The 19,062-nt window shown below is 73.0% G+C and carries 19 protein-coding genes, 1 tRNA gene and 1 pseudogene; 15 read left to right on the forward strand and 6 right to left on the reverse strand.

Going from position 1 to position 19,062, the window contains the following annotated elements:
• Positions 1-24: 24 nt before the first annotated feature.
• From J2S66_RS00615 to J2S66_RS00630, 4 genes are read left to right on the forward strand one after another with little or no spacing between them, the layout of a single operon-like run.
• Positions 25-1,167 carry a hypothetical protein gene (locus tag J2S66_RS00615; RefSeq protein ID WP_310302300.1) on the forward strand — a complete coding sequence of 381 codons (1,143 nt, stop codon included), beginning with the start codon at positions 25-27 and terminating at the stop codon, positions 1,165-1,167.
• Positions 1,164-2,618 (forward strand): substrate-binding domain-containing protein, encoded by a 1,455-nt coding sequence (locus tag J2S66_RS00620; protein ID WP_310302303.1) that lies wholly within the window; start codon positions 1,164-1,166, stop codon positions 2,616-2,618. Before J2S66_RS00615 ends, J2S66_RS00620 begins: the two co-directional genes overlap by 4 nt.
• Positions 2,605-3,360 (forward strand): hypothetical protein, encoded by a 756-nt coding sequence (locus tag J2S66_RS00625; protein WP_310302306.1) that lies wholly within the window; start codon positions 2,605-2,607, stop codon positions 3,358-3,360. The genes J2S66_RS00620 and J2S66_RS00625 overlap by 14 nt, the downstream gene beginning before the upstream one ends.
• Positions 3,361-3,383: 23 nt before the next feature.
• The gene (locus J2S66_RS00630; protein ID WP_306750244.1) at positions 3,384-3,956 is read left to right on the forward strand and encodes a TetR/AcrR family transcriptional regulator; all 573 of its coding nucleotides are present in this window, start codon (positions 3,384-3,386) and stop codon (positions 3,954-3,956) included.
• A gap of 60 nt (positions 3,957-4,016) precedes the next feature.
• Here the strand turns inward: J2S66_RS00630 and J2S66_RS00635 are convergent, their stop codons facing one another.
• Positions 4,017-4,469, reverse strand: a complete 453-nt coding sequence (locus J2S66_RS00635; RefSeq protein ID WP_310302310.1) for a MaoC family dehydratase — start codon at positions 4,467-4,469, stop codon at positions 4,017-4,019.
• Between the two features lies 1 nt (position 4,470).
• Positions 4,471-5,232, reverse strand: a complete 762-nt coding sequence (gene fabG / locus J2S66_RS00640; RefSeq protein WP_310302313.1) for a 3-oxoacyl-ACP reductase FabG — start codon at positions 5,230-5,232, stop codon at positions 4,471-4,473.
• 127 nt (positions 5,233-5,359) lie between these two features.
• Between fabG and J2S66_RS00645 the strand changes: the two genes are divergently transcribed.
• Both J2S66_RS00645 and J2S66_RS00650 read left to right on the forward strand, forming a co-directional pair.
• Entirely contained in the window at positions 5,360-6,163 is an 804-nt protein-coding gene (locus J2S66_RS00645; RefSeq protein ID WP_310302315.1) for an SDR family NAD(P)-dependent oxidoreductase, read from the forward strand.
• Positions 6,164-6,168: 5 nt separating this feature from the next.
• Positions 6,169-7,125: a quinone oxidoreductase family protein gene (locus J2S66_RS00650; protein ID WP_310302318.1), complete on the forward strand. Its 957-nt coding sequence runs from the start codon at positions 6,169-6,171 to the stop codon at positions 7,123-7,125.
• 66 nt (positions 7,126-7,191) lie between these two features.
• Here the strand turns inward: J2S66_RS00650 and J2S66_RS00655 are convergent, their stop codons facing one another.
• From J2S66_RS00655 to J2S66_RS00670, 4 genes are all read right to left on the reverse strand, one after another.
• Positions 7,192-7,731, reverse strand: coding sequence for a DUF6319 family protein (locus tag J2S66_RS00655; RefSeq protein WP_310302321.1), 540 nt, complete (start codon positions 7,729-7,731; stop codon positions 7,192-7,194).
• 208 nt (positions 7,732-7,939) lie between these two features.
• Positions 7,940-9,127 (reverse strand): S8 family serine peptidase, encoded by a 1,188-nt coding sequence (locus J2S66_RS00660; protein ID WP_310302324.1) that lies wholly within the window; start codon positions 9,125-9,127, stop codon positions 7,940-7,942.
• A 69-nt stretch (positions 9,128-9,196) separates the two neighbouring features.
• On the reverse strand, positions 9,197-10,378 hold the full coding sequence (locus J2S66_RS00665; protein WP_310302327.1) for a cation:proton antiporter: 1,182 nt from the start codon (positions 10,376-10,378) through the stop codon (positions 9,197-9,199).
• Between the two features lie 5 nt (positions 10,379-10,383).
• A complete protein-coding gene (locus J2S66_RS00670; protein WP_306750236.1) occupies positions 10,384-10,866 on the reverse strand; it encodes a cation:proton antiporter regulatory subunit in 483 nt (160 codons plus the stop codon).
• Between the two features lie 18 nt (positions 10,867-10,884).
• Between J2S66_RS00670 and J2S66_RS00675 the strand changes: the two genes are divergently transcribed.
• The 9 genes and pseudogenes from J2S66_RS00675 to J2S66_RS00715 all read left to right on the forward strand — a co-directional run bounded on the left by J2S66_RS00675 (position 10,885) and on the right by J2S66_RS00715 (position 19,062).
• Complete coding sequence (locus tag J2S66_RS00675) at positions 10,885-12,003, forward strand: DUF1015 family protein (protein ID WP_310302332.1); 1,119 nt, start codon at positions 10,885-10,887, stop codon at positions 12,001-12,003.
• 395 nt (positions 12,004-12,398) lie between these two features.
• On the forward strand, positions 12,399-13,127 hold the full coding sequence (gene cmk / locus J2S66_RS00680; RefSeq protein ID WP_310302335.1) for a (d)CMP kinase: 729 nt from the start codon (positions 12,399-12,401) through the stop codon (positions 13,125-13,127).
• Positions 13,124-13,768, forward strand: coding sequence for a lysophospholipid acyltransferase family protein (locus J2S66_RS00685; protein ID WP_310302338.1), 645 nt, complete (start codon positions 13,124-13,126; stop codon positions 13,766-13,768). The genes cmk and J2S66_RS00685 overlap by 4 nt, the downstream gene beginning before the upstream one ends.
• Positions 13,765-15,171 (forward strand): ribosome biogenesis GTPase Der, encoded by a 1,407-nt coding sequence (der, locus tag J2S66_RS00690; RefSeq protein WP_310302341.1) that lies wholly within the window; start codon positions 13,765-13,767, stop codon positions 15,169-15,171. The genes J2S66_RS00685 and der overlap by 4 nt, the downstream gene beginning before the upstream one ends.
• A 21-nt stretch (positions 15,172-15,192) precedes the next feature.
• Positions 15,193-15,852 carry a response regulator gene (locus J2S66_RS00695; protein ID WP_310302344.1) on the forward strand — a complete coding sequence of 220 codons (660 nt, stop codon included), beginning with the start codon at positions 15,193-15,195 and terminating at the stop codon, positions 15,850-15,852.
• Positions 15,846-16,967, forward strand: coding sequence for a sensor histidine kinase (locus tag J2S66_RS00700; RefSeq protein WP_310302347.1), 1,122 nt, complete (start codon positions 15,846-15,848; stop codon positions 16,965-16,967). The genes J2S66_RS00695 and J2S66_RS00700 overlap by 7 nt, the downstream gene beginning before the upstream one ends.
• Before the next feature lie 179 nt (positions 16,968-17,146).
• A tRNA-Pro gene (locus tag J2S66_RS00705) sits at positions 17,147-17,220 on the forward strand.
• Between the two features lie 800 nt (positions 17,221-18,020).
• Positions 18,021-18,305, forward strand: a pseudogene (locus tag J2S66_RS00710) (helix-turn-helix domain-containing protein); the annotation flags it as partial.
• Between the two features lie 100 nt (positions 18,306-18,405).
• Positions 18,406-19,062 carry an IS630 family transposase gene (locus J2S66_RS00715; protein WP_310314592.1) on the forward strand — a complete coding sequence of 219 codons (657 nt, stop codon included), beginning with the start codon at positions 18,406-18,408 and terminating at the stop codon, positions 19,060-19,062.

Below are 19,062 nucleotides of genomic sequence, written 5' to 3' on the forward strand. Positions count from 1 at the left end.
ACGAGCACGACCGACGAGCCAGGCTTGACCGTCCTCGACCCGCCCCGCCCGGTCTTCCGGCGCAAGCGCTTCCTGCTGCCGTTCGGCGTCTCCGCGGGCCTGGCGCTCGTGGGGGTCGTCGCGCTGTTCGCGGGAGGCACGGTCGCCCTGCCGTTCCAGGCCGTCACCGTCGTCCGCGCCCTCATGGCGTCGAAGGCGGACTTCTTCAACGACGGCGAGGTCCGCCGCATCCTGATGTCCAAGGGCATCCAGGTGCACCTGACCGACTCCGGCGGCTCGCTGGAGATCTCCCGGGACAAGGCCGACTCCTTCGACTTCGTCATGCCGTCCGGCCAGGTCACGGCCCGGCGCATCCACGACGAGCTGGGCGGCACGCTGTTTTACCCGTTCACCACGCCGCTGGTGGTCGCCGCGTTCCGCGAGTACGCCGACGCGCTCGGGTTCGGGGGTGTCGCCACGCCCCGCAGCGAGGGCTCGCTCTACTACCGGCTCGACATGGCCGCGTTCGTCGAGCTGACCCGGTCGCACACGACCTGGGCCGCGCTGGGCACGGGCCTGACCAACGCCAACCAGGTCATCGCCCAGTCGCCCGACCCGTGCCGGGCCTACTCCGGCGCGGCCTACGTCGGGCTGGTCGCGTTCGCGCTCAACGGCAAGCGCACGCCCACCGCCGCCGACGCGGCGGAGGTCGCGGCACGCGTCCGGCCGCTGTTCGAGGTCGAGGGCCAGTTCGGCGCGGGCATCGGCCGCACCTTCTTCGCGCCGGACGGCCGCACGTTCGCGCCCGTCGGCGTCGTCTACGAGCACCAGTACCTGGCCTACCAGATCCGCACCAAGCAGGAGACGGGCGCGGTGGACGCCTCCCGCGTGCTGCTCTACCCCGACGCACACCACCACACCGAGCCGTGGCTGATCGCGTTCAGCGAGGCGGGGGAGCGGGTGGGCCGGCTGCTGGACACCGACCCGGACCTGCGGCGGCGCGCGCTGGAGCTGGGGTTCCGGCTCGGCCGCGCGGGCAGCGCGTCCCTGGGCGACGTGCTGGCGGAGCGCGGCATCGAGGAACCCGACCCCGGCGCGGGCGGCACCGAGACGTTCCTGCCCAGGTCCGAGGACCTGGCGGCGATGATCGGCGAGGTCGGCCGCTGCCCGAGCGGGGTGCCCCTGTGAGGTGGCTCGCCGCACTGCTGGTCCTGGCGCTGCTGGGCGGCTGCACGACCGCGACGCCCGACCCCGTCGTGGTGACCGTGCTCGCCGGTTCCGAGCTGGCCGACCTCGAACCGGTGCTGGCCGACCTGCGCCGCGACACCGGCGTGGAGCTGAAGCTCGACTACCGGGGCACGGTGCGGGCCAGCGAGGAACTGGCCGCGGGCACCGGCCACGACCTCGCCTGGCTGGCCACCAACCGCTACCTGCGGCTGCGCGGCGCCGACGTGCCGCTGTCCACCAGCACGATGCTCTCGCCGCTGGTGCTGGGCGTGAAGGCGGGCCGCGCGGACGGGCTGCGCGGCGGGTCGTGGGCTGACGTGGCGGCCCGCGCGGCGGCGGGGGAGCTGCGCTTCGCGATGGCCGACCCGAGGGTGGCCGGCAGCGGCCTGGCCGCGCTGATCGGCGTCGCCACGGCCGCCGCGGGCACCGGCGCGGCGCTGCGCACCGAGGACGTGGCGTGCGACAAGCTCCAGGGCTTCCTCACCGGCCGGGTGGTCGGCGCGGACGGCGCGGCCGAGGTCGCCGAGGAGTACGTGCGGCGGCAGGACGAGGTGGACGCCGTCGTCGGCTACGAGTCGACCGTGCTGTCGCTCAACGCCTCCGGGCGGCTGCGCGAACCGCTGGACGTCGTCTACCCGCGCGACGGCATCGTGCTGTCCGACTACCCGCTGATGCTGCTCGAACCGGGCAAGCGGGCGGTCTACGACCGGGTGGTGGACTGGCTGCGCACCCCGTCCGCCCAGAAGTCGATCATGGAGCGCACGCTGCGCCGCCCGGTCGACCCCTCGCTGGAGCGCGTGGCGCAGCTGCGCGGACCCGTCGGCACCGCGCTGTACTTCCCGGCGACGCAGGACGTGGTGGACTCCCTGCTCGCCGCCTACGACCGGGCCGGGCAGCCCGCCACCGTGGTGTTCGTGCTCGACCACTCCACGTCGATGGAGGGCCCGCGCATCGCCGGGCTGCGCGAGGCGTTCGCGACGCTGGGCCTCGGCGGCGGCTTCGACCGGTTCCGGGTGGGGGAGACGGTGGTGCTGGTGCGGTTCGCCGGGACCGTGCTGGAGGAGCGGTCGGTGACCGTGCGCGGCGAGGCCGACCTGGCGGAGCTGTCACGGGCGCTGGGCTCGGCGGGGCTGGCCGGCCACACGGCGATCTTCTCCGCCCTCGACCACGCCTACCGGCTCGCGGGCGGCGGCACGGTCGTGCTGATGACCGACGGCGAGAACAACGCGGGGATGAGCGCGGACGACCTGCTGGCCGCGTGGCCCGCCCCGCCCCGCACGTACGCGATCCGGTTCGGCGAGGCCGACCCCGCGGAGCTGGCCCGGGTCGCGCTGGCGGCCGGCGGCCGGGTCGTGGACGCGACCTCCGGGTCGCTGCTGGAGGCGGTGAGGGAGATCCGTGGTTGTCGATAGGGCGCTGTGGTGGTCGGTCTGGTGGCCGTGGGCGGTCGTGTGGGTGGTGACCGCCCTCGCGCTGCTCGTCGCCGTCGGCGTGGCGGTGTGGGCGTGGCGCTCCCGGCACCGGTTCGCGCCCCCGCGCGACGTGCCGGGGCTGACGATCTACCTCAACGAGAAGTCCGTGATGGACCTCTACCAGGTCGGCCGGTACGGCGACGCGATGACCAAGGAGGTCGTGGACCGCGTCGGCGTCACCAAGGACGGCAAGATCGCCCTCAAGGGCCTCGACCTCGGCGTGGAGGGCGCGCGCACGTCCGGGCGCGAGGTGGTGAAGACCTACATCGAGAACTCCGAGCCGATCGCGGTGATCGGCGTGCTGCTGGGCGCGCTGGAGTCGGCCTCCGGCGTGGTGCACGTGGACCTGCGCGACCGGACGCTGCTGCGCAACACCGCCCTGGAGCAGCACCTGGGCGCCTCGGGGGCGGTGCGGCTGCGGCGCGTCGACTCGTACGTGTCGGTCAAGGGCGTGTTCCGGGTCCACTCCCGGGGCGACGGCACGACGGTGTTCCTGGCGCCGTTCGGCGACCCGGACGACCCGGAGGCCGGGCCGCAGGTGCGCGTCGAGTGCCTGGACTCGGGGCTGCGCGACGACGTGGTGCCCGACGGCGGGTTCCACGCCCGGTGCCTGGGCAAGGTGCAGGCGTGGAAGGCGGAGGAGGGGCACCTGGTCGTGCGACCCATCGCGATGTTCCAGTGATCGCCGCGTGCGATGCTTGGCGCATGGCATCGGTACCGGAGCGGCTGATCGACGCGGCGACCAGGCTGTTCGCCGCGAAGGGCTTCGACCGGGTCGCGGTGCAGGAGATCGTCGACCTGGCGGGCGTCACCAAGGGCGCCATGTACCACTACTTCGGGTCCAAGGACGACCTGCTGCACGAGATCTACGGCAGCCTGCTGCGGATGCAGACCGAGCGGCTGGTGGGGATCGCGGACGGGTCCGCGCCGGTCGCCGAACGGCTGCGCGCCGCCGCCGTGGACGTCGTCGTGACCTCCGTGGACAACTTCGACCAGGCCCGCGTGTACTTCCGCTCGGCCGACCAGTTGGCCGAGGACAAGCGCCGCGAGGTGCGCGCCGAGCGGCGCCGCTACCACGAGCGGTTCCGGTCGCTGGTCGAGGAGGGCCAGGAGGCGGGGGTGTTCCGCGCCGACGTGCCGGCGGACCTCACCGTCCACTACTTCTTCGGCACCGTGCACCACCTCGGCCAGTGGTACAGCGCGGACGGCCCGCTGTCGGCCGAGCAGGTCGGCGGGCACTTCGCCGATCTGCTGCTGGGGTCGCTGCGCCCCGCCTAAGGTGCGGGGTACCGGGCCACGCCGGAGGACGTGGCCCGGCGGTTCCGCCGAGTCCTCCCGTTAGGCGACGAGCAGCACCACGGTCTCGGCGACGCACGCGGGCTTGGCGTGGCCGTCGATCTCGACGGTCACCTTCACCACCGCCTGCCTGCCCTGCGCGGTGTCGGTGATCTCCACCAGCTCGGCGCCCGCCCGGACGCGCGAGCCCACCGTGACCGGGCTGGGGAAGCGGACCTTGTTCAGGCCGTAGTTCACGCCCATCCTCAGGCCCTGGACGGTGTAGACGTCGCGCACCAGCATCGGGATGAGCGACAGCGTGAGGTAGCCGTGCGCGACCGGGGCGCCGAACGGTCCGGCGGCGGCCTTCTCCAGGTCGACGTGGATCCACTGGTGGTCGCCGGTGGCGTCGGCGAACAGGTTGATCTCGTCCTGGGTGATCTCGTGCCAGTCGCCGAAGCCCAGGTGCTCGCCCCGGGCGGCGGCCAGCTCGTCGAGGTTCGCGAATACCCGCATGTCAGTCCTTCGGTCCGCCGGCGACGTACAGGACCTGACCGGACACGAACCCGGCGCCGTCGCTCACCAGGAACGACGCCGTGTGCGCGATGTCCTCGGGCGTGCCGACGCGGCCGACCGGGATGGCGGCGGCGGCGCCCTTCTTGAAGTCCTCGAAGTCCACGCCGACGCGGGCCGCGGTGGCGGCGGTCATGTCGGTGGCGATGAAGCCCGGGGCGATCGCGTTGACCGTGACGCCGAACTTGCCCAGCTCGATGGCCAGCGTCTTGGTGAAGCCCTGGAGGCCCGCCTTGGCGGCGGCGTAGTTGGCCTGGCCCCGGTTGCCCAGCGCGGAGGTGCTGGACAGGTTCACGATCCGGCCCCAGCCCGCCTTCGTCTGGTACCGCTGCACCGCGCGGCTCATCAGGAACGAGCCCCGCAGGTGCACGTTCACGACCGTGTCCCAGTCGTCGTCGGTCATCTTGAACAGCAGGTTGTCGCGCAGGACACCCGCGTTGTTCACCAGGACGACCGGCGGGCCCAGCTCGTCGGCCACGCGCTGCACGGCCGTCTCCACCGCGGCGCTGTCGCCGACGTCCACCCCCACCGCGAGGGCCGTGCCGCCCGCGGCCCGGATCTTCCCGACGGCGTCCGCGCAGCCGTCCTCGTCCAGGTCGAGCAGCGCGACGGCGAACCCGTCCCGCGCGAGCCGGGTGGCTACGGCGGCGCCGATGCCCCGCGCGGCGCCGGTGACGATCGCCACCCGTGCGTCAGTCTCGGCCACGGTCAGTCCTCCTTGATCTGCGGGCCTAAGCAACCGCTTAGTAACCTACTCGTGGGCTCGCCTTGACGCCAGAGCGCGTCGAGGGAACCATACCGACTGGTCGGAATGTGTCGCCAGAGGAGGCGCGGTGGATTTCTCGGGCAAGGTCGCACTGGTCACCGGAGCCGCGAACGGCATCGGCGCGGGCCTGGCGAGGCGGCTCGCCGCGGCCGGTGCCTCGGTCGTCGTCGCCGACGTCGACGACGCGGGCGGCGAGGCCGTGGCCGACGAGGTGGGCGGCGTCTTCGTCCACTGCGACGTGCGCGACCCCCGCGACAGCGAGGCGGCCGTGGCCCTGGCCGTCGAGCGGTTCGGCGGCCTCGACGTCGCCGTGCTCAACGCCGGCATCGCCACCGGCTTCACCTTCGACGACTTCGACGTCGAGCGGTACCGCACCGTCATGGGCATCAACCTCGACGGCGTCGTGTACGGCGTGCACGCCGCCCTGCCCGCGCTCAGGGCGCGCGGCGGCGGGCGCATCGTGGCCACCGCCAGCATGGCCGGCCTCATGGCGATGCCCATGGACCCCCTCTACGGCGCCAACAAGGCGGCGGTCGTCGGCCTCGTGCGCGGCCTCGGGCCCGTGCTCGCCGCCGACGGCATCACGGTCAACGCGGTCTGCCCGTCGTTCGCCGACACGAACATCGTCACCGGCGTCAAGGATGCCCTGGAGGCCGCCGGGATGCCCATCATGGGCGTGGACGACGTGGTCGACGCGTTCGTCTCCGTGTTGCGCTCCGGCCAACCCGGTGAATGCTGGTTCGTGCAGGCCGGGCGTCCCAGCGCGCCGTTCACCTTCCCCAACCCGCCCGGTCCGCGCACCGCCACCGGCGAGCGCGTCCGCTTCACCCGCGACCCGCTGACCACGTCCGACGTCCCCGAGGAGAGCTGACACCCGTGCGCGCCATCCAGATCACCGAGTTCGGCGGACCGGAGGTCCTCACCGAGGTCGACCTGCCCGACCCCGTCGCCGGACCGGGGGAACTCCTCGTCGACGTCAGCCGCGCGGGCCTCAACTACGCCGACACCCACCAGGCCGAGAACTCCTACCTGGCCAAGCAGGAACTGCCGCTGGTGCCCGGCGGCGAGGTCGTCGGCACCACCGGCGACCGGCGCGTCGTCGCCCTCACCTCCGGCGGCGGCGGCTACGCGCAGAAGGCCGTCGTGCCCGAGGCGACCGCGTTCGACGTGCCCGACGGCGTGGACGACGTGACCGCGCTCAGCATGGTCGTGCAGGGCGCCACGGCGTGGCTGCTGCTGCGCCGCAGCGCCCACCTGGAGGAGGGCGAGACCGTCGTCGTGCACGCCGCCGCGGGCGGGGTCGGCACGATCGCCGTGCAGCTGGCCAAGAGGTGGGGCGCCGGTCGCGTCATCGCCACCGCCAGCAGCGAGGACAAGCGCGCGCTCGCCCTCGAACTCGGCGCCGACGTGGCCGTCGACTCGACCTCGCCGGACATGACGGCCACCCTGCGCGAGGCCAACGACGGCCGCCGCGTCGACGTCGTGCTCGACATGACCGGCGGCGCGGTCACCGACCAGAGCGTCGCGGCGCTCGCGCCGTTCGGCCGACTCGCGTTCTACGGCATGGCCAGCCGCGAGCAGCCGTCGCCGATCCCGCCCGGCAAGCTGCTCGTCCGCTCCACCGCCGTGGCCGGCATGTGGCTGCCGCACGCCTTCACGCTGCCCGGCCGCGTGGTGCACCGCGCCATGGGCGAGCTGTTCGACCTGGTGCTCGCGGGCGACCTGCGGGCCGTGCCGGGGGGCGAGTACGGCCTCTCCGAGGTGCGCCGCGCCCACGAGGACCTGCGCTCGCGGCGGTCGACCGGGAAGCTCGTCCTCGACCCCTCGCGCTGACCCCCCTCCCGACGACGGAGGACCGCCCACGCGGTGCGCGGGCGGCCCTCCGCGGGGTGCGTCGGCTCAGTCGTTGAGCTCGGCGAGGGCGGCCTTCACCTTCGCCAGCTCGGCCTCCAGCTCCTCCATGCGGGTGCGGTGCTGGGCGCGAGCGGTCTCGATGACGTCCTCGATGCCGCCGGCGATGTCCTCGTGCAGCTCCTTGGCCGCGCGCGACACGGCCGCGGCCGAGATGCTCAGGCCCTGCACGACCCGCCTGGTGCCGTGCACCAGGTCGGCCTGCCACTCGCCGTCGGCGGTCCCGGTGACGGTGAGCGTCAGCTCGACCGTGCGGGTCTTCTTGGCCGTCGACTTGGCGCGCTTGGCGGGCTTCGCCTCGGCGTCCTCGGGCTTCGGGCCGCTCTCGGCCCTGGGCGCGGTTTTGGGCGTGGTCTCGGCCCTCGGTGCGGTCTCGGCCCCGGGCCCGCTCTTGAGCTCGGGTGCGGCGTCGGCCTCCACCCCGGGCTCGGGCTTCTCCTGCGGCACGGGCGCGTCCTCCTGCACGGGTGCGGCGGGCGCGACGGCGTCCACCTTGTCTTCCTGCTCCACGAGCGTGTCCGCCTGCACGATCTCGGTTGTCCTCTCTGCGCGTCCGGCTCGACCCGCGATCATAGAACACGTGTTCGACCGGGGGACGATCGACCCGCACAGCGTAGGGGGTCGACCCGACAGCGCCTCATTTGACAGCGCCCCCACCCGACAGCGCCGCGCAGCCGGGCGGGCGGACCCGCGCGGGCGTCGCCCGGGACCGCCGCGGTCCCGGGCCGACGCGTGCCTAGGGTGCCTGCACCAGTCCGCCGCCGACGTCCGTGGAGGGCAGGTCCAGGCGGCGGCCGGACTGCGCCAGCCTCGCCCACAGCTCCCACCCGCGCGCGCCGTGCTTCTCGGCGACGAGCGCGGCGACGCCCGCGACGTGCGGCGTGGCCATGCTCGTGCCCTGGATGCGCTTGTGCCTGCCCAGGGCGCCGTCCTCGCGGTTCCAGCTGGAGTAGACGTCGACGCCCGGCCCGACCAGGTCGACCTGGCCCACCGCGTCGACGGTGCCGCAGGAGAAGAACGCGATGCCCCGGTGCACGTCCACCGCGCCCACGGCGAGGATCGACGGGCAGTTCGCGGGGTGGCCCACCGGGTTGACCGAGCCGGGCCGCCTGCTCTCGTTGCCCGCCGCCGCGATGATCAGCGTGCCCTTGGCCAGCGCGCGCGTCGCCGCCTGCTCGAAGATCAGCGAGTGCGGCGTGCCCGGCCGCACGGCCGCGCCCAGCGACATCGACACGACGGCGCAGCCGTTCGCGATGGCCCACTCGATGCCGGCGAGGATGCCGCTGTCCGAGCCGAAGCCCGCGTTGGACAGCACCTTGCCCGCGTAGACCTCGGCCTCGTGCGCGACGCCGTACCCCGGCCCGCCCGACGCGGGCGTGCGCGGCCCCGCGGCGCTGCCGACGCAGTGCGTGCCGTGGCCGTGCGCGTCGTCCGCGGTCTCGCCCTCGATGAACGAGTTGGTGATCACCGCGCGGCCCGCGAAGTCCGGGTGGTCCGCGGCGAAACCGGTGTCCAGCACGGCGATCCGGACGCCCTTTCCGGTGGCCGAGCTGAGGTTCGCGCCGACGGCCTGGAGGCCCCACGTGAACACCGACTCGTCCACCGCGGCGGCCTGCCCGGTGTCGGCCGTGTCGTACGCCTGCACGACGCGCTCGGCCTCGACCACCGCGATCGGCCCCGGCGACTCGGCGGCCCGCGACAACCGCGCGACCTGGTCGGGCGTGGCGTCGACCACGGCGATGCCGAGGTCCTGGAAGATCAGGCCGTCCGCGGCGGCCAGTTCGGCGGTGGTGGCGTGGTCGGCGGTGCTGGTGGCGGTGATGCCCGCGACCCGGCTCATCTCCCGGGCGCCGGCCGCGACCGACCTGTCCTCCAGGAGCACCAGGTAGCGGCCCGTGGTCCCGGCGCCTGTTGGTTGTGACATGACGACCCCCTTCGGGGTTCGGCGGCAGTCGCCCATCAGGAGGCCGCCGCCGAACGCCGGGATACAGGGTCAGACCGTCGCCGGTTCCCTACCACGCTTTTGGGTGAACCTCACGACGGGTTCGACGACGCGCGCGGCCACCGGGCCCAGCACGGCCATCAGCAGCACGTACGCCGTCGCCAGCGCCGCGAGCCGCCCGTCCACCGCGCCGGACGCCACCGTGAGCGAGGCGATCACGATCGAGAACTCGCCGCGCGCCACCAGCGCCGCGCCCGCTCGCGCCCGGCCCATCTTCCCGATGTCCTGCCGCTTCGCGGCCCACCAGCCCGTGGCGACCTTCGTCAGCGTCGTCACCACCGCCAGCGCGACCGCCAGCCCCAGCACGGGCGGGATCGACGCCGGATCGGTGTTCAGGCCGAACACCACGAAGAACATCGCCGCGAACAGGTCCCGCAGCGGCTCCAGCATCCGCGTCGCGTTCTCCGCGGTCGAACCGGAGATCGCGATGCCCAGCAGGAACGCGCCCACCGCCGCCGACACCTGCAGCTGCGACGCCACACCGGCCACCAGCAGCGCCGCGCCGAGCACTCTCAGCAGGAACACCTCGGGGTCCGGGCTGTCGACGACCGCCGACACGTACCGGCCGAACTTCAGCGCGACGACCAGCACCACCGTGATGGCGAGCAGCGAGATGCCCACCGCCGTCAGGCCGCCCACGAAGCTCACGCCCGCCAGCACGGCCGTCAGGATCGGCAGGTACACCGCCATCGCCAGGTCCTCGAACACCAGGACCGACAGCACCACCGGCGTCTCCCGGTTGCCGAGCCGGCCCAGGTCCCCGAGGACCTTCGCGATGATCCCCGAGGACGAGATGTAGGTGACGCCGGCCATCGCCAGCGCGCCCACCGGGCCCCAGCCCAGGATCAGCGCCGCTGCCGCGCCGGGCGCCGCGTTCAGCACGATGTCCAGGACACCCGCCGTCCACGACCGCTTGAGACCCGTCATCAGCTCGGCCGCCGAGTACTCGAGGCCGAGCAGGAGCAGCAGGAGGATGACGCCGATCTCGCTGGAGATGTGCGTGAAGTCCTCGATGCCGTGCAGCGGGACCAGCCCGCCCTGCCCGAAGGCCAGGCCGCCGACCAGGTAGAGCGGGATCGGCGAGATCCCGATGCGCCAGGCCATCTTGCCGAGCAGGCCCAGACCGAAGAAGACCGCGCCGAGTTGGATCAGCGCGGTGGCTGTGCTGTGCAAGGTGTTCAGCCACTCCCCAGCAGTTCACCGGCAGCGTTCAGGCCCTCGCGCGTGCCGACCACGACGACCAGGTCGGCGCCCCCGAACACGAAGTCCGGGCGCGGCGACGGGTGCACGGAACCCGCGCGCACGACCGCGACGATCGAGGCGCCCGTGCGGGTGCGCAGCTCCGTCTCGGCCAGCGGGCGCCCGTCGAACCGGGAACCGGGCACGATCGGGAACTGCTGCGTCGAGATGCCCGCGACGTCGCGGTGCTGCTCCTCCAGGTGCGCGACCAGCTGCGGCGCGCCGAGCAGGCCGGCGAGCGTGCCCGCCTCGGCCGCCGAGAGCGGTATGGACGCCGCGCAGCCGTCGGGGTCGTCCGAGTGCGACACGATGAGCTCGAACTTGCCGTCGCGGTAGGTGATCACCCCGATCCGCCTGCCCGCGCGGATCATGAAGTCCTGGCGGGTGCCGATTCCGGGGAGCGGCGTGACCTCGACGTTCATGTGCCCGATCATAGTCCGGTGATCCGACGGGTGAGGTCGATTGGACGGGGCTGGGTCGTCAAGGACGGTGTGCCGGGCCCCGACGTGGACGAATTCGCCGAACCCGAGCGCATCGCCGCCGCCCTGGCCCGCGCACGCCCCGGCACGCTGCTCGCCGTCCAGCACCCGCACCGCACCCCCGCCGCCCTCGCCGCGGGCGTCCCGCTGCCCGACGCCCTCCCGCGGGCCAGGGCCGACCTCGCCCGACTGCGCGGCACCGCCTACCGCGAGGTGCGCGACGTCGTCGCCCCCTACCGCGTGGACGGCCCGGACGGCACCGCGCACGGCCTGCTGTGCATGGCCGACCCGGCGGCCGTCGGGCACACCGAGGACGTCTACCCCGAGGTGGTCGCCGAACGCGCCCGCGTGCTGGCCGACCTGGGGTGCGCCACCAGCGCCGCCATGCTCGTGCCGGTGGGGCACACCGCGCTGACCGACCTGGTGGCGGCGGTGGACGACGAGCCCGCCGCGTCCGTCGTCGACCCGGGCGGACGACGGCACCGGCTGTGGCTGGTGGGGCCGGGCGAGCACCAGGACCAACTCCTGGACGCCGCCGGCGCCCACCCGCTCATGGTCGCCGACGGCAACCACCGGGTCGCCGCCTCGGCAGGGCTGACCGGCCTGCTCGCCCTGGTCACCGCCGGTCCCGCGCTGCGGATCGGCCCCATCCACCGGGCGCTCGCCGGCACCGGGCTGGGCATGGACGACCTGGTCGCGGCATGGCGGGCGGTGGGCCTGGACGCCACCCCGGTCCCGCCCACGACCCCGCCGACACCGGGCGTCGTCGTGGTGGTGGCGGGCGCCGAGGCCGTGCGCGTGCCCCTGCCCGTGCCCGACGGCGCCGGTCCGAGGCCCATCGACCACGCCGTCGTGGAGGAGGTGCTGTTCGGCCGCGCCCTCGGCCTGGGCAGCCCGCACGTCCGCCCGGTCACCGACCCGGTGCCGGCGGACGCCGATGCCGTGGTGCGCATCGCCCCCGTGCCGCTGGCGGACGTGCTGGCCGAGCACGAGGCGGGGCGGCGGATGCCGCGCAAGAGCACCTACTTCACCCCCAAGCCGCGCAGCGGGCTGCTGCTGGCGGACCTGCGCCCCGCGTGAGCACCGGGCCACCGCGTGCCGTGCGGCGGCCCGCTGCCCGTCCTCGTCCGCTGCCCGTCCTCGTCCGCAGCCCGTTCCCGGCCCGTCCTCGTCCGCAGCCCGTTCCCGGCCCGGCCGCGGTTCGCGCCCGGCCGCGGCCCGCGGACGGCCCCCTCGGCAGTCCGCCCGCGGCCCGCGGACAGCCCGTCGACCTGTCCACAGGCGGCTCACCGGACATCCCGTTCCGCCGGTCCACGCCGGCAGGATGAAAACAGGGGGACCCCCGGCGGCGACCCCCGCGCGAGCGTGCGACCGGGCCGCGGGGCGGCTGAACGGGCCGATGCGCGTGTGACGCTCCGCACCAGGCACAATTGGAGGTTGACGAACCGCAGTACCGCCTCAAGGAGGAAACCCCCGTGGGACACGGTGAGCTGCGTGGCGTGGTGGCCCTCGACGGTCCCTCCGGCACCGGCAAGTCCTCCGTAGCGCGTCGGCTCGCGTCGACACTGGGCGCACGCTACCTCGACACCGGCGCGATGTACCGCGCCATCACGCTGGCCGTGCTGCGCGCCGGCGTCGACCTCGCCGACCCCGCCGAGGTGACCCGGGTCGCCCGCGCGGCCACCCTCGTCCAGGGCACGGACCCCGAGCGCTCCACCACCCACCTCGACGGTGCGGACGTCGGCGTCGAGATCCGCGGCCCCGAGGTCACCCTCGCCGTGTCCCCGGTCTCCGCCGTCGCCGAGGTGCGCGCGCTGCTCGTCGCCGAACAGCGCCGCGTCATCGCCACCGCGCTCGACGACGCGGGCGGCATCGTCGTCGAAGGCCGCGACATCGGCACCGTCGTCGCCCCCGACGCCGCGCTCAAGGTCTACGTCACCGCCGACGCCGAAGCCCGCGCCGCCCGCCGCGCCAAGCAGGACGCCGCGTCCGGCCGCGCGTCCACCCTGGACGCCACCCTCGCCGACGTGCAACGACGCGACGCCTACGACTCGACCCGCGCGGTGTCCCCGCTGCGCGCCGCCGACGACGCCGTCGTCCTCGACACCACCTCCCTCGACCTGGCCGGCGTGCTCGCCGCACTGCTGGCGCTGGTCGACGAGCACGGCCTGCTGGCCCAACCGAGCGGCCGGGTGCACGGGTGACCGATCCGCTCCCCCAGGGGGCGCCACCCCGGCTGCACGACATCGGCCGGTGGATCTCGCGCCGCCCGCTCCGCCTGTTCTTCCGGGTCCGCGTGCACCACGTCGACCGCGTGCCCCGCACCGGCCCGGTCGTCATCGTGGCCAACCACAGCTCCATGGCGGACGGACCGGTCCTCTTCGGCTCCTTCCCCCGCCGCGTGGTCTTCCTGATCAAGCAGGAGATGTTCAAGGGCGTCGCGGGCACCGGCCTGCGCGCGATCGGCCAGCTGGCCGTGCGCCGCGGCGAACCCGACCGCACACCGCTGCTCGCCGCGCAGAAGGTGCTGCGGGCCGGCGGCGTGATCGGCGTGTTCCCCGAGGGCACCCGCGGCACGGGCGACGTGAACGAGGCGCAGCAGGGCGCCGCGTGGCTCGCCCGCTCGTCCGGCGCGCTCGTCGTACCCGTGGCGTGCCGCGGCACCCTGCGCCCCGCCGGAACCCGACGGAGGTTCCGGCCCGTGGTGGACGTGCTCGTGGGTCAGGCTTTCGAGCTGCCCGCCGACAAGGGTCGGCAGGCGCTCGTGAAAGCCACCGAGCAGGTCCGCGACCGCTTGGCCACGCTGGTGGCCGAGCTCGACAGCCAGCGAGGAGAAGTTCGATGACGGACTTGGACGGCACCTGGGCGGACGAGTCCGACTGGACCGCGTTCACCGACGACGAGTACGGCGACGAGGGCGGCGCACCGCCGCAGCCCGTGCTGGCCGTGGTCGGCCGACCGAACGTCGGCAAGTCGACCCTGGTCAACCGCATCATCGGCCGCCGCGAAGCGGTCGTGCAGGACGTGCCGGGCGTCACCCGCGACCGCGTCGCCTACGACGCGCTGTGGAACGGCCGCAAGTTCACCGTGGTCGACACCGGCGGCTGGGAACCCGACGCCGTCGGCATGATGGCGGCGGTCGCCGCCCAGGCCGAACTGGCCATGGCCACCGCCGACGCGATCCTGTTCGTCGTGGACGCCACCGTCGGCGCCACCACGAACGACGAGGCCGCCGTGAAACTGCTGCGCCGCTCCAAGCGGCCCGTGCTGCTGGTCGCGAACAAGGTCGACGACGAACGGCTCGCCGCCGAGGTCGCCTCCCTGTGGTCCATGGGCCTCGGCGAGCCGATCCCCGTGTCCGGCCTGCACGGCCGCGGATCCGGCGACATGCTCGACGCGATCCTCACAGCACTGCCGGAGACGCCGCGCGAGACGTTCGAGGCACAACGCGGCGGCCCCCGCCGGGTCGCCCTCGTCGGCCGGCCCAACGTCGGCAAGTCATCCCTGCTCAACCGCCTGACCGGCGAGAACAGGTCCGTCGTCGACGCCACCGCGGGCACCACCGTCGACCCGGTCGACTCGCTCGTCGAACTGGACGACGACACGTGGCGGTTCGTCGACACCGCCGGCCTGCGCAAGCGCGTGAACTTCGCGTCCGGCGCCGAGTACTACGCGTCGCTGCGCACCAAGGCCGCCATCGAATCGGCCGAGGTGGCGATCGTGCTGCTGGACGCGTCCGAACCCATCAGCGAGCAGGACCTGCGCGTGCTGAGCATGGTCGTCGACTCCGGGCGCGCGTGCGTGCTGGCCTTCAACAAGTGGGACCTCGTCGACGAGGACCGGCGCCACGCGATGGTCCGCGAACTCGAACGCGGCCTGGTCCGCGTGCCGTGGGCCGAACGCGTCAACATCTCGGCGCTGACGGGCCGCGCCGTGCGCAAGCTCGCCCCCGCCCTGCGCACCGCGCTGAACTCCTGGGACACCCGCGTGCCCACCGGACGGCTGAACTCCTGGCTCAACGACCTCATCGCCGCCACCCCGCCACCCGTGCGCAGCGGCAAGCAGCCCAAGGTCCTCTTCGCCACCCAAGCCGCCACCCGCCCGCCCACGTTCGTGCTGTTCACCACCGGTTTCCTGGAAGCCGGGTACCGGCGGTTCATCGAGCGCAAGCTGCGCGAGGAATTCGGCTTCGAAGGCAGCCCCGTCCGCATCTCCGTCCGCGTCCGGGAGAAGCGCGCCAAGAAGTGACCGGTTGCTCCGCCAGGCCGAATGCGGTTGCCTGGCGGAGTGCCGGTGCGATTGGTCCTCGCTGACGACGAACCGCTGCTGCGCCGGGGCCTCACGACGCTGCTCGAAGCCGACGGCCGGGTCGTGGTCGTCGGCGAGGCCGCGGACGGCGCCGCGCTGCTCGACGTCGTCCGCCGCACGCGCCCCGACGTGGCGCTGGTCGACGTGCAGATGCCCGGCATGGACGGGTTGGCCGCGCTGAAGGCACTGCTCGCCTGGACGTCACCGCCCGCACTGGCCGTGCTGACCACGTTCGACCTGGACGACTACGTGGCCACCGCCCTGGAACTGGGCGCCCAGGGCTTCCTGCTCAAGGACGCAGAGCCGGAAGCCCTGGTCCGCGCCGTGCTCGACCTGGCGGCCGGCGGCGCCGTCCTGGACCCCCGCATCACCGCCCGCCTGCTGCCCAGGCTCCGCACCCGCACGCTCCGCGAGACGCGACACCTGGACGGCCTCAGCGCCCGCGAACGCCAAGTCCTGTCCCTGCTCGCGTCGGGCCGGTCCAACCAGGCCATCGCCACCTCGCTCGGGCTCAGCGAAGCCACCGTCAAGAGCTACGTCTCCACGGTCCTCACCAAGCTGGGCGTGGAGAACCGGGTGCAAGCAGCCCTCGTGGCACACCAGGTGCGTGACGCGTGGTGACGGTGCTGATCGAAGTCCTGGCGGTCACCGTCCCCGCGGTGATGGTCCTGATGGCCGGCAACGTCCCGTTCACCTGGTCCATCCCCGCCGCCCTGGCGGCATGCCTCCTGCTCCCCCTGCGCCACCGCACCCCCTCGGCCGCGGCCGCCCTCTGCCTGCCGGCCCTGGTGAGCGGCCTCGGCTGGCCACCCGCCGTGGTGGCCCTCTACCACCTGGGACGAACGACCCGCCCCCCACTGATGATCACCTGGGTGGCGCTGGCGACCGTCGTCCCCTCCGCGTTCGTCATAGCCCGCGAAGGACTGCCCCCGGGCGCCGCACTGCTGACCGTCACGTTCAGCCTGTTCATGTCCGGCGCCCCCACCGCCCTCGGTGCCCTGATCACCACCAGGCGCGAACTGACCGCGAGCCTCGCCGAAGCCCACCGCGCCCGCGCCGCCGAGCTGGAGGCCAGGGAAGACGGTGCGAGGGCAGCGGAACGAGCCAGGATCGCCCGCGAGATCCACGACGCCGTAGGCCACCACGCCACCCTCATAGCCGTGGAGGCGGCAGCCCTGGCCGCCACCACCCAGGACGACGACACCAGGGACACGGCCCGCCGCCTGAGAGCACTCGCCAAGGAATCGCTGACCGAGATGCGAGCGGCCCTGGGCCTCCTCGCCCCCGAGCCGACCCCAGGACTGGAGGGCCTGCAACCCCTGGTCGACCGAGCCCGAGCCGCAGGCCTGACCGTTACCTGCGAAAACCACAGCCCACCCCCGCCGGCAGCCGTGGGGCGCGCCGCCTACCGGGTCGTCCAAGAGGCCCTGACCAACGTCACCAAACACGCACCGGGCGCCACCGCGGAGATCCGGATCACCGCCCACGGCGACCGCATGCACCTGCTCGTGGCGAACAGCCCCCCACCCACTCCAGCGGCCACCACCGCAGACCACGACGGCAAGGGCCTGCACGGCCTCTCCGAGAGGGTGGGCCTGCTGGGCGGCACCCTGACCACGACGGCAAGGGCCGACGGCAGCTTCACGCTGGAGGCGACACTACCGACGGGTCACCCGAAAGTTGACGGAGATGGCTCGACTAAAGGCGGTAGTGCCCCCGACCACGCCACCGCATAGTGGACGGGCGTCGACCGGGGGATTCGGTACCGACCGAGGGGAAGGCAGCGGAGGCCCGCCCACCACGGGCCTCCGCCGTCTCCGCAGGTAGGGCCCCTGCTCGGTCAAGCCGGGGGGGTGTGTCGGGGGTTGGTTGCGGGTGCGCTAAGCTATGCGCGCACCCCACAACGGGATGCGGCCGGGACGTGGCGCAGTTTGGTAGCGCACTTGACTGGGGGTCAAGGGGTCGCAGGTTCAAATCCTGTCGTCCCGACGGTCTGAAGAAGCCCGCTCGATCTGGATAAAGCCCAGGTCAGCGGGCTTTTTCGTACGCTAGTGTCGATCTTGGGTTGGCTGTCCCCCGTGGTCTTCCGCGTGTGGTGAGTGACTAACTGAGTGACTGTGGTTGTCGACTGGAGTTGTTCAGGGTGGGCGTGGTGCTGTCTTGTCGGTTTCCGAGACTGTGGCGCACCGAATCAAAACGCGGGTGAGGCGGGGTATAGTCCCTGGTCAGGAAGTCTTCCCCGCGCACGCGGGGGTGTTCCCTCGACCCAGTGGTCGGCGGTGCGGCGCGGGTCGTCTTCCCCGCGCACGCGGGGGTGTTCCGCTCGGCCTGCCGACCTGGCACCCCGTGATGGAGTCTTCCCCGCGCACGCGGGGGTGTTCCGGCGGCCGCCTGGCCCATGCGGTTCTCCGAGTCGTCTTCCCCGCGCACGCGGGGGTGTTCCCTCGCGCGCCAGCGCCAGCAGGCCAGCGTTGCAGTCTTCCCACACACGTGGAGGTTTGAAATCGGGTCCAGTTGGATTCCTGTTTCCGTTCGAATGAGCGAAGGCCCGAGGCAACAGCGGTTAACCGCTGTTGCCTCGGGCCTTCGTTACCCTTTCTAGTAGCGTGTCGCTGCTTAGTTGTGGCGCTTGCGGCTGGGAGGCTGTTGTCCGGCAGGTCCCTTTCCCCTGCCGGACAAGGACTGGTGTGGTGGTATCGCATTTGAAGCGGCCGGTCAGGCTGTCGGCACGGGATCGTGAGGAGTTGATCCGGTGGACCACGACGGGTGTGCATCCGGCGTCGTCGATCATGCGGGCCCGGGTGCTGCTCGCGCTGGACACCTCGGCAGGCGAGCCTGATTCGAAGGAAGTGGTCGCGGCGCGGCTCGGGGTCTCGGGCGAGACGCTGCGGCTGGTCGCCAGGCGGTTCGCCGAGACCGGCGGCGATGTCCTGGCCACGATCTCGCGCAAGAAGCGCGACCTTCCGCCGGTGCCGTCCCCGGTGACCGGGGAGGTGGAGGCCCGGCTGATTGCCCTGGCGTGCTCGGCGCCGCCGGAGGGGTATGCCCGGTGGTCGTTGCGACTGCTGGAGAAACACGTCCAGCTCACCGAGGACATCCCGGACCTGGACCACTCGACCATCGGCCGGGTTTTGAAAAACGGAACTGCGTCCTCATCTGAGGAAGTCCTGGAACATCCCGCCGCGGGCCAACGCCGAGTTCGCCGCCCGCATGGAGGACGTCCTCGCCGTCTACGCCCGGCCGCACGACCCCGCCCGTCCCGTGGTGTGCATGGACGAGAAACCCTTCCAGCTCCTCGGCCAGGTCCGCGACCCGCTGCCGGCCCGGCCGGGCAAGGATGCCTGCGAGGACAGCGAATACGCCCGGTGCGGCACCTGCTCGATCTTCGTGTGGGCCGAGCCCTTACGCGGATGGCGCCGCGTGCACGCCCTGGCCCAGCGCACCAAGATCGACTGGGCCGGGCAGGTCAAACACCTGCTGACCGTGGACTATCCCGACGCCGAGACCGTGGTACTGGTCATGGACAACCTCAACACCCACGGCATCGCCTCGCTCTACGAGGCCTTCGAACCCGGCGAGGCCTTCGCCCTGGCCCAGCGCCTGGAGATCCACCACACCCCCAAACACGGGTCCTGGCTCAACATCGTCGAGATCGAACTGTCCGCACTGTCCCGGCAATGCCTCGACCGCCGCATCAGCGACCTCGACACCCTCAACGCCGAACTCGCCGCCTGGCAACACGCCACCAACGCCAACCAGCGGGGAGTCGACTGGCAGTTCACCACCGACGACGCACGCGTCAAACTCCGCCACCTATACCCCAAAGGTTAG

Source organism: Saccharothrix longispora, from assembly GCF_031455225.1.
In the GTDB taxonomy this organism is placed as follows: Bacteria; Actinomycetota; Actinomycetes; order Mycobacteriales; family Pseudonocardiaceae; genus Actinosynnema; species Actinosynnema longispora.